9 protein-coding genes are annotated in these 8,972 nt (G+C 65.4%); 3 read left to right on the forward strand and 6 right to left on the reverse strand.

The window, feature by feature from the left end; all coding sequences use genetic code 11:
- Positions 1-121 precede the first annotated feature (121 nt).
- A complete protein-coding gene (locus Q0L30_RS10740; RefSeq protein ID WP_296654720.1) occupies positions 122-601 on the forward strand; it encodes a group III truncated hemoglobin in 480 nt (159 codons plus the stop codon).
- Positions 602-804: 203 nt separating this feature from the next.
- Here Q0L30_RS10740 and Q0L30_RS10745 read toward each other — a convergent pair whose 3' ends face one another.
- The 6 genes from Q0L30_RS10745 to Q0L30_RS10770 form a co-directional block, all read right to left on the reverse strand.
- Positions 805-1,287 (reverse strand): molybdenum cofactor biosynthesis protein MoaE, encoded by a 483-nt coding sequence (locus tag Q0L30_RS10745; RefSeq protein WP_296654721.1) that lies wholly within the window; start codon positions 1,285-1,287, stop codon positions 805-807.
- Positions 1,288-1,306: 19 nt separating this feature from the next.
- Complete coding sequence (gene moaD, locus Q0L30_RS10750) at positions 1,307-1,564, reverse strand: molybdopterin converting factor subunit 1 (protein ID WP_296654723.1); 258 nt, start codon at positions 1,562-1,564, stop codon at positions 1,307-1,309.
- Positions 1,565-1,574: 10 nt separating this feature from the next.
- Positions 1,575-2,825: a gephyrin-like molybdotransferase Glp gene (glp, locus tag Q0L30_RS10755; protein WP_296654758.1), complete on the reverse strand. Its 1,251-nt coding sequence runs from the start codon at positions 2,823-2,825 to the stop codon at positions 1,575-1,577.
- 187 nt (positions 2,826-3,012) lie between these two features.
- Positions 3,013-4,464, reverse strand: a complete 1,452-nt coding sequence (gene thrC / locus Q0L30_RS10760) for a threonine synthase (protein WP_296654725.1) — start codon at positions 4,462-4,464, stop codon at positions 3,013-3,015.
- Between the two features lie 10 nt (positions 4,465-4,474).
- Positions 4,475-5,806 carry a homoserine dehydrogenase gene (locus Q0L30_RS10765; protein WP_296654727.1) on the reverse strand — a complete coding sequence of 444 codons (1,332 nt, stop codon included), beginning with the start codon at positions 5,804-5,806 and terminating at the stop codon, positions 4,475-4,477.
- Positions 5,807-5,875: 69 nt separating this feature from the next.
- Positions 5,876-7,123: a pyridoxal phosphate-dependent aminotransferase gene (locus Q0L30_RS10770; protein WP_296654760.1), complete on the reverse strand. Its 1,248-nt coding sequence runs from the start codon at positions 7,121-7,123 to the stop codon at positions 5,876-5,878.
- 560 nt (positions 7,124-7,683) lie between these two features.
- Here Q0L30_RS10770 and Q0L30_RS10775 point away from each other — a divergent pair.
- Positions 7,684-8,058 (forward strand): Mth938-like domain-containing protein, encoded by a 375-nt coding sequence (locus Q0L30_RS10775; protein WP_296654729.1) that lies wholly within the window; start codon positions 7,684-7,686, stop codon positions 8,056-8,058.
- A 134-nt stretch (positions 8,059-8,192) separates the two neighbouring features.
- Positions 8,193-8,972 (forward strand): glycosyltransferase family 39 protein (locus tag Q0L30_RS10780; RefSeq protein ID WP_296654763.1); only part of this gene is annotated, 780 nt, incomplete at its 3' end.

Genomic DNA, 8,972 nt, shown 5'->3' on the forward strand with positions numbered 1-8,972 from the left:
GCGACGGCAGTCAAGCCCATACCATAACATGTGTCACGTGTGCACGTTTGTGCATTTGTCCGATATCATGAATCCCCACGATTAAACCGCCGTTCGATTTTCCTCTTCGCCACGCTGCAAGATGACCACCACCGACGCTCTCACCACCGACACCCGGCATACCGAACCCACCGAAGACAACATCCGCGAACTCGTCTACGCGTTCTACGACCGCGTGCGCGACGACGCAATGCTAGGCCCGGTGTTCGATGGCGTGCTGGCTGGCCGGTGGGACGATCATCTGCCGAAGATGTGCCGCTTCTGGGCGAGTCTCGTGCTCGGCAGCAAAACGTACCAAGGCAATGTGCAGCAGGCACATCAGCCGCTGCCCGGCATCGAGCCGCGGCATTTCAGCCACTGGCTGTATCTGTTCCTCGATACGGTCGAGTCGCGCTACCGGCCCGCGGCGGCCGTGCAGTTCATGGAGCCAGCGCTGCGGATCGCGCAGAGCCTGCAGTTGAGCCGCTTCGGCTGGCAGTACAAGATTCCGGCGGAACAGCAGGCGCTGCTCGCGCGGATTGCGCCGCGCGAGCGCGCGGTGGATTCCGGGCACGGTCACTGAATGCCGGGCTGGCGAACGGATTCAGGCCGGTGCGCGTGATGGCAAGATGCAGGCCGGCCAGAACGAACTCTCGGACTGACCGCTCCGCGCCACTTGGCCACGGTCGGCAGGATTGGCGGTTAGTTGCATTCTATGCGGCACCTGCACCATGAGTGCGATCTGTCTGCCCACGAAGCAACTTCAATCCGCTGCTGGAACCGCGCTCAGCCCTTCTCCGGCGCCACGTTCCCCGAGGTGATGCCCCAGCGCGCGAGCGCCGCGTCGTCGGCCACGCGGGCATCCACCCAACGCGCGCCGTCCGGAGTCTCTTCCTTTTTCCAGAACGGCGCCTCGGTTTTCAGATAATCCATCACGAATTCGCACGAGGAGAATGCGTCGCCGCGATGCATCGACGTCGTCGCCACGAGGACGATCTGATCGAGCGGCGCGAGCTTGCCGACCCGATGCACGATCAGCACCTCGATGCCCGGCCAGCGCCGCTGCGCTTCGGCAACGATGCTCTCCAGCGCCTTCTCGGTCATGCCGGGATAGTGCTCCAGTTCCATCGTCGCAACCGTGCTGCCCTCGTTGAGGTCGCGCACGGTGCCGACGAAGCACGCCACCGCGCCAATCGCCGGATTGCGTGCTCGCAGTTGCGCGACCTCGGTCGTCAGGTCGAAATCTTCGATTTGTACGCGCACGGGCATGGCCGCTCTCCTCTACGCCTTAGCCGCCCGTCACCGGCGGGAAAAAGGCCACTTCGCAGCCCTCGGTAATGCGCGTGGCCGGTTCCGTCATCACGTGATTGCAGGCCATGCGCAGCGCGCGGCCTTCCGCCAGCGCCTCCGCCCACGCGCCGCCGCGCGCGCGCAGCCAGCCGCGCACGTCGCCCACCGTGGCGATGCCGTCGGGCACGGTCACCGATTCCTCGGCCACGCCCAGTGCCTCGCGCACGCTCGCAAAAAATCTCAACTGGATCTTCATAAAGTCCGGCTCAATACAGCAATTCTGTGAATGGAATGAAGCGCACCGTCTCACCCGCACTGATCGCATGATGCGGCGGATTGTCGATGAGGCCGTCGCCCCAGACGGTCGAGGTCAGCACCGCTGAACTCTGGTTCGGGAACAGATCGAGGCCGCCCGCCGGATTCACGCGCGCGCGCAGGAACTCGTTGCGGCGGTCGCCCTTCGCCTGCGTGAAATCGGCGCGCAGCGACAGCGCACGCGGGCTCACATGGGTTGCGCCCGCCAGACGCAGCACGAACGGCCGCACGAACAGCAAGAAGGTGACGAAACTCGACACAGGATTGCCCGGCAGGCCGATGAAGAACGCCTCGTCCGCGTTTGCCTGGGTTTGCGTTTGCGTTTGAACCTCGCTGCGCCGCACCGCGCCGAACGCGAGCGGCTTGCCCGGTTTCATCGCGATCTGCCACATCGCGAGCCGCCCTTCGGCCTCGACAGCCGGTTTCACGTGATCTTCCTCGCCCACCGATACGCCCCCGCAGGTCAGGATCAGATCGTGCCCACTGGCCGCCTCGCGCAGCGTTGCACGCGTCGCGTCGAGTCGATCCGGCACGATGCCGTAATCGGTCACCTCACAGCCGAGATTGCGCAGCAAGCCGCTGAGCGTGAAGCGGTTCGAGTTGTAGATCGCGCCGGGACGCAGCGGCTCGCCTGGCATCGTCAGCTCGTCGCCGGTGAAGAACACCGCAACCTTCAGACGTCGCGCCACGTCGAGCGTCGCGCAGCCCACCGATGCCGCCAGCCCGAGCGCCTGCGGCGTGAGCCGCGTGCCGGCCGGCAGGATCACCGACCCGTTACGGATGTCGGCGCCCTGTGCCGTGATCCACTCGCCGGCCTTCGGCGTGTGAAGAAACGTCACGTCGCCATCGGCGGTCTCGGTCTGCTCCTGCATGACGACGGCGTCCGCGCCCGGCGGCACCGTCGCGCCCGTGAAGATGCGCGCGGCCGTGCCCGCCGCCAGCAGCTGCGGCGCGTGGCCCGCCGGAATGCGCTGCGAGACCGGCAGACGGCGGCTGCCCTGCGCGAGATCGGCGACGCGCACCGCGTAGCCGTCCATCGCGCTCGTGTGCATCGGCGGCACGTCGAGCGGTGACACCACATCGGCTGTCAGCACGCGGTTCAACGCGTCGAGTGTCGGCAGCGTTTCGGTTCCGCGACCGGCGAGCGCGACCGGCGTCGCGGCGCCTAGCAGCGTCGCAAGCGCATCGGCGGTGGAAAGCATCGGAGCGCGCGCGGCGGGAGCATTCGAGGGAGAAGTGGACATCGGAGCGTGTGGGAGACGGCCCGCGGGCCGCCTGCAACAGTTGGTCTCGTAATATTGTAGCGGCGCGGACACGGCATTGCGCCGTGTCCCTGGCACGCTGCGCCGCCAGCCCTGCACGGGCTCGCAGAGCACGATCGGTCCGCAATCAGTCCGCGGTATGAACGGCGATGTAGTCCTTCACCCGTTGCGCGTTCGCCGGGACGACCTCGAAGCGCTGCGGCAGCGACTCCAGCCCCGCAAACGCGGCCGGACGCTCGGCCTCCCGATCGAGCGCCTCGCGAATCGTCTCGCCGAACTTGATCGGCTGCGCCGTCTCCAGCACGATCATCGGCACGCCCGGCTGCAGATGCTCACGCGCGACCTTCACGCCGTCAGCCGTGTGGGTGTCGATCATCGTGTGATAGCGCGCGTAGACGTCGCGGATCGTCGCGACGCGGTCGTCGTGGCTGCTGCTGCCCGACACGAAGCCGAACTGCGCGACGCGCGCGAAGTCGCCGCTCGCCGCGAGATCGAACCCGCCCTTTTCCTCGACGTCGCGAAAGAGTTGCGTGACGCGCGCCGGATCGCGGCCGAGCAGATCGAAGACGAAGCGCTCGAAGTTCGACGCCTTCGAGATGTCCATGCTCGGGCTGCTCGTGTGCCACGTTTCCGCCGAGCCGCGCACGCGGTAGATGCCGGTGCGGAAGAATTCGTCGAGCACGTCGTTCTCGTTGGTCGCGACGACGAGCTTTTCGATCGGCAGGCCCATCATGCGCGCAATGTGGCCCGCGCAGACGTTGCCGAAGTTGCCCGACGGCACGGTGAACGAGACGCGCTCGTCGTTGCTCTTCGTTGCGGCAAAGTAGCCCGCGAAGTAATACACAACCTGCGCGACGACGCGCGCCCAGTTGATCGAATTCACCGTGCCGATCTTGTGCTGCGCCTTGAACGCGTGATCGTTCGAGACGGCCTTCACGATGTCCTGGCAATCGTCGAACACGCCTTCCACCGCGAGGTTGAAGATGTTCGGGTCCTGCAGGCTGAACATCTGCGCGGTCTGGAATGCGCTCATCTTCTTGTGCGGCGAGAGCATGAACACGCGCACGCCCTGCTTGCCGCGCATCGCGTATTCGGCGGCACTACCCGTGTCGCCCGAGGTCGCGCCGAGAATGTTCAGCTGCTGGCCGGCCTTCGCGAGCGCGTACTCGAACAGGTTGCCGAGCAGCTGCATCGCCATGTCCTTGAACGCGAGCGTCGGACCGTTCGAGAGTTCGAGCAGCGCAAGCTGCGTGCCGTTTTCTTCGCCGAGCGCGGTGAGCGGCGTGATCCGGCTCGCGTCCTCGCCGTGGCGCACGTTGCAGTAGGTCGCCGCCGTGTAGGTGCGGCGCGTGATGTCGCGCAGGTCGTCGGCGGGAATGTCGTCGCAGAACTTCGAGAGGGTCTCGAACGCAAGATCCGCGTACGACAGGCCGCGCCAGCGCGCGAGTTCTTCCTTGCCGATCTGCGGATACTGCGACGGCAGGTACAGTCCGCCGTCGCGCGCAAGGCCCGCCAGCAGGATGTCGGAAAATGCGTGATGCTCGCCGGCACCCGCGCCGCGCGTCGATACGTAATTCATTGGCTTGCCCTTAGTCCAGTCCTTCCATGCGCAGCTTCGTCACCGACGACTTCACGGTCCCGAGCTTCTCGATCTTTCCGATCGCCGCGTTCACGTTCTTTTCGACGGTGATGTGCGTGATCAGGATGATGTCCGTCTCCGCCTTGCCGTGCGCGTCGACCTGCTCCGATTCCTTTTGCAGGAGCGCGTCGATCGAAATGCCGCTGTCGGCGAGGATGCGCGTGATGTCGGCCATCACGCCGGTCTGGTCGGCCACGCGCAGGCGCAGGTAGTAGCCGCTCGTGACTTCCTCGATCGGCAGGATCGGCGTGTTCGAAAGACGGTCGGGCTGGAACGCGAGATGCGGCACGCGATGCCCCGGGTCGGCGGTGTGCAGGCGGGTGACGTCCACGAGATCGGCCACCACGGCCGACGCCGTCGGCTCGGCGCCCGCGCCCTTACCGTAATACAGCGTCGATCCGACCGCGTCGCCATACACGACGACGGCGTTCATCGCCCCTTCGACGTTTGCGAGCAGGCGCTTGGCCGGAATCAGCGTGGGATGCGTGCGCAGCTCGATGCCGTGGTCGGTGCGGCGCGCGATGCCGAGCAGCTTGATGCGGTAGCCGAGTTCCTCGGCGTACTTGATGTCGATGGCGTCGAGCTTGCTGATGCCCTCGACGTACGCCTTGTCGAACTGCACCGGCACGCCGAACGCGATCGCGCTCATGATCGTGGCCTTGTGCGCGGCGTCCACGCCTTCGATGTCGAAGGTCGGATCGGCTTCGGCATAGCCCAGTTCCTGCGCGCCCTTGAGCGCCGTTGCGAAGTCCAGGCCGCGCTCGCGCATTTCCGACAGGATGTAATTGGTCGTGCCGTTGATGATGCCCGCGATGTACTGGATGCGGTTCGCCGTGAGGCCTTCGCGCAGCGCCTTGATGATCGGGATGCCGCCCGCGACCGCCGCCTCGAACGCGACCATCACGCCCTTCGTGCTCGCGGCCTCGAAGATCTCGGTGCCGTGGACCGCCAGCAGCGCCTTGTTCGCGGTGACGACATGCTTGCCGTTGGCGATGGCGCGCAGCACGAGATCCTTCGCGATGCCGGTGCCGCCGATCATTTCGGCCACGATGTCGATCGACGGGTCGTCGACGACGGCATTGAAGTCGGTCGTGAGGTCCACCGTGCCGGCGGCGTCGCCGAGCTGCGCGGTGGCCTTGGCCGGGTTGCGCACGGCGACGCGCGCAACCTCGATGCCGCGGCCGGCGCGGCGTTTGATTTCTTCCTGGTTGCGGCGCAGTACCGTGAAGGTGCCGCTACCCACCGTGCCGAAGCCCAAGAGACCTACTTTGATCGGTTCCATGCCGCGTGTGTTCGTCTTTTAAGTATGTGAATGGGAATGCCGTGGCGCCCGTGGCCCTCGGGTGCTGTTTCAGGTGCCGTATTTTTTGCGGTAACCGGCGAGGAACCGCTCGATGCGGTTGATCGAGTCGGTCAGGTCGTCGATGTTCGGCAGGAATACCACGCGGAAGTGGTCGGGCTGCTTCCAGTTGAAGCCGGTGCCCTGCACGAGCAGCACGCGCTCCTGAAGGAGCAGATCGAGGATGAACTGCTGGTCGTTCTCGACCGGATAGAGCTTCGGATCGAGGCGCGGGAACATATAGAGCGCAGCTTCCGGCTTGACGCAGCTCACGCCGGGAATCGCCGTGAGCATGTTGTACGCGAGCTCGCGCTGGCGATACAGGCGCCCGCCCGGCAGGATCAGGTCGTTGATGCTCTGGTAGCCGCCGAGCGCGGTCTGGATCGCGTACTGGCCCGGCACGTTCGGGCACAGGCGCATCGAGGACAGGATGCCGAGCCCTTCGATGTAGTCCTTCGAGCGGCGGCGGTTCTCGCCCGTCATGCCCGAGATGTACATCCAGCCCGCGCGGTAGCCGCACGCGCGGTAGCTCTTCGAGAGGCTGTTGAGCGTGACCGTAATCACGTCTTCGGACAGCGCGCCGAGCGCCGTGTGGGTCTTGCCGTCGTAGATGATCTTGTCGTAGACCTCATCGGCGAAGATGATGAGGCCGTGCTCGCGCGCGAGGGCAACGAGCCCGCGCAGCAGGTCGTCCGAATAGAGCGCGCCGGTCGGGTTATTCGGGTTGATGACGACGAGCGCGCGCGTGTTGGGCGTGATCTTCGCGCGGATGTCGTCGAGATCGGGCATCCAGGCGTTCGACTCGTCGCACATGTAGTGAACCGGCGTGCCGCCGGACAGGCTCACCGCCGCCGTCCACAGCGGATAGTCGGGCGCGGGCAGCAGCACTTCGTCGCCGTCGTTCAGCAGCGCCTGCATCGCCATCACGATCAGCTCGGACGCGCCGTTGCCGACGTAGATGTCGTCCAGCTCCACGCCCTTGACGCCCTTTTGCTGCGCGTAGTGCATGATCGCCTTGCGCGCGGCGAAGACGCCCTTCGAGTCCGAATAGCCCGACGCGCCCGGAAGATTCAGGATCATGTCCTGAATGACCTCGTCGGGTGCGTCGAAGCCGAACGGCGCGAGATTGCCGATATTCAGCTTGATGATGCGATGGCCTTCTTCTTCGAGGCGCTTCGCATGTTCGAGCACCGGGCCGCGAATGTCGTAGCAGACATTTTGCAGCTTGTTGGATTTGAGGATCGGTTTCACGGCGGGCAGTCAGTTAAAAGGGCTAAATTGGGCCGAACGACGGGCGAACAGTATTTGTACCGGCTATGGCGAAGACGCGCTGCGGCTTTGCGGCCGGCCGGACCGGCGCTTCAGCGGGAGAAGACACGGGGCGCGACCGGCAATGCCGGCCGCCGGCGCGCTTTGAATTCAGCATTCTGTACGTGCTGCGCTTGCTCTGTGCGCTCGTCTTGTCCCGTCCTGGGCTGCCTGGCGGTGACCTGACAGTGGCCCGAACTGAGGCTGGCCTTGTCGCGGCCGGGCCTGTTGCCGGGTGATTGCGCAGCAGGCCGTACAGCTCGTGACAGACGGCGCGCATAGCGAGGGGCGCCGCAGCAGCGGCTAAAAAGTTATAATTTAGCGGATTTCGGCCAACTTCCGCAATGCACACAAGCAATGCGCGCGACGCCGCGTCGGCCACGCGGGGCGAGCCGGAGCAACGCGGCACCGCCGCCCGCCAGCCTCTGATAGAGGCCTGGGCACAAGCGCGGGCGCGGGCGGCCAGATCCGAACACTCGGCTCATCGAACCGCGACAACCCGGAACATCGTTTTGAAACTACACCAGGACTCAAGCGGCGCGCTCAATACCGTCACCGGTTACGGCGCCGACTACGTCGAAGTCAATCTCGAACGCCACGAAGGCAGCATCATCGTCTTTCCCGACTCACCGGTCGTTCCCTGGCCCGTGAATGCGTTCGACGCCCTGACCCCCGAACTCTTCGAAATGCTGCTCGCCCTCGACCCCGAGGTCGTCCTGTTCGGCAGCGGCGAGCGGCTGCGCTTTCCGCATCCGCGCATAACCGCGGCGCTGGCCGCGCACCGGATCGGCGTCGATGCGATGGACCTCAAGGCCGCGTGCCGCACCTACAACATCCTGATGGCAGAGGGCCGCAGGGTGGCCGCCGCGCTGCTCATCGAACGCTGATCGAACACTGATCCAGCTCGCCAGTTAATCGCGCCTTAAGGCGCGATGACGTACACTTGCGCGCCGTATCGAACCCCGAACGCAATAACAGGCTGGAACCGATGAACGAAACGCTTTCGAGGCCCCCGCAACCGATGAACGAGACGCTGTCGAGGCCCCCGCTCAACCGCGCTGCGATCCTGCTCCTGATTGTTGCGCTCGCCCTGATCTGGTTCGTGCCGCTCGGCTGGCGCCATCTGCTGCCGAGCGACGAAGGCCGTTACGCCGAAATGGCGCGCGAGATGCTCGCGAGCGGCGACTGGATCACACCGCGCTACAACGCCTACAAATACTTCGAAAAGCCGCCGCTGCAAACCTGGGCCAATGCGCTCACGTTCGCGTGGTTCGGCATCGGCGAGTGGCAGGCGCGGCTCTATACCGCGCTCACCGGTTTCGCAGGCGTGCTGCTGATCGGCTTCACGGGCGCGCGCGTGTTCAACGCGGCGACCGGCTTCTTCGCGGCTCTCGTGCTGGCGACCGCGCCGTACTGGAACCTGATGGGCCACTTCAACACGCTCGACATGGGCCTGTCGTTCTGGATGGCACTGACGTTGTGCGCGCTGCTGCTCGCGCAACGCCCCAATCTACGGCCCTCGTGCGTGCGCGGCTGGATGTGGGTGTGCTGGGCGTCGATGGCGATGGCGGTGCTGTCCAAGGGCCTGGTCGGGCTGATCCTGCCGGGCGCGGTGCTGGTGCTCTATACGCTGATCGCGCGCGACTGGGCGCTGTGGAAGCGTCTGCATCTGGTGAGCGGCCTGATCGTCTTTTTCGCGATCGTGACGCCGTGGTTCGTGCTCGTGCAGCAGCGCAACCCCGAGTTCCTGAACTTCTTCTTCATCGTCCAGCAATTCCAGCGCTATCTGACGCCCGAGCAG

Origin of the sequence: Paraburkholderia sp. (genome assembly GCF_024281035.1) — a bacterium.
GTDB lineage: Bacteria > Pseudomonadota > Gammaproteobacteria > Burkholderiales > Burkholderiaceae > Paraburkholderia.